Origin of the sequence: Pseudohalioglobus lutimaris (assembly GCF_002866825.1) — a bacterium.
In the GTDB taxonomy this organism is placed as follows: Bacteria; Pseudomonadota; Gammaproteobacteria; order Pseudomonadales; family Halieaceae; genus Halioglobus; species Halioglobus lutimaris.
Window position 1 is genome coordinate 1 of the sequence record NZ_PKUS01000065.1, and the last position, 1,230, is coordinate 1,230.

Below are 1,230 nucleotides of genomic sequence, written 5' to 3' on the forward strand. Positions count from 1 at the left end.
TGCGGATTCAAACGGTCGACGCAACATTCTAATCTCTTAGTACAGAGAAGGAGTGTTGTCGATGAAACGAAGAACCCGAATTGTGTACACAGACGCGCAAAAGTCCGAGATGTGGGATCGATGGAAGAAAGGCGATTCCATGCACGAGATCGCCAGGTCATTCAATCGCCATCATCCATCGATAAGTCGAATACTCACTGAGAACGGTGGTATTCGCCCACCACAGAGGAAGCGCTCCTCCCTTGCCCTGACATTGCCAGAGCGAGAAACCATCTCACTGGGGTTGGCGCAGCAGTTGACTCTGCGTGCCATAGCGTCTCAGTTGGGCCGCTCACCTTCGACCATAAGCCGGGAAATTCAGCGCAATGGCGGGCATGCGGCATATCGAGCCAGCAAGGCAGAGCAAGCCGCCTGGGAGCGAGCGAAGCGGCCGAAACCGTGTAAGCTCCAGGACAGACCCCGGTTGATCAATGCCATTTCGAGTAAACTACGGCAACAGTGGTCTCCCGAACAAATAGCTGGATGGTTGAAGCGGGAGCACCCGGACAACGAGTACTTCCACGTGTCACACGAAACGATATACAAGAGTCTCTTCATACAAGCCCGGGGAGTGCTGAAAAAGGAGCTCATGGCCCACCTGCGGAGAGAGCGAACCATTCGTCGACCGCGGCGCAATACCCTCAAGAACAAGGGGCTTGGTCAGATACCTGATGCGGCTACCATTCGAGAACGACCTGCTTCAGTTGAGGACCGCGCGGTTCCAGGGCATTGGGAGGGTGATCTTATAGCCGGAACCAATGGCAGTCATATTGCAACGCTGGTAGAGCGACATACACGCTATGTCATGTTGGCAAAGATCCAGAGTAAAGATACGGAAACTGTTGTGGAGGCCCTAATCAAGCAAGCCAGGAAGCTGCCAGCAGACCTCTACAAGACCTTGACCTGGGATCGCGGCACAGAAATGAAAGGCCACAAGCAATTCTCTCTAGCGACAGACATCCAGGTCTACTTCTGCGACCCGAAAAGTCCCTGGCAACGCGGATCGAATGAAAATACCAATGGATTGCTGCGTCAGTACTTCCCTAAGGGCACTGACTTATCAGTTCACTCACAGGCCAAACTAAATCAAGTGGCCAGGCAGCTAAATACTCGCCCTAGGAAAACACTGGACTACGAAACACCAGCTGATAGATTTAATGCCTGTGTTGCGTCGACCGTTTGAATCCGCAG

At 53.0% G+C, this 1,230-nt stretch carries 1 protein-coding gene; it reads left to right on the forward strand.

The annotated features are described in order from the left end of the window. Positions 1–61 precede the first annotated feature (61 nt). Positions 62–1,222, forward strand: a complete 1,161-nt coding sequence (locus tag C0039_RS20805; RefSeq protein WP_101519178.1) for an IS30 family transposase — start codon at positions 62–64, stop codon at positions 1,220–1,222. Positions 1,223–1,230: the final 8 nt, after the last annotated feature.

Bases quoted from the DNA above. Each gene is read 5' to 3' on its own strand.
- C0039_RS20805 (WP_101519178.1), top strand. From the start codon at position 62: ATGAAACGAAGAACCCGAATTGTGTACACAGACGCGCAAAAGTCCGAG.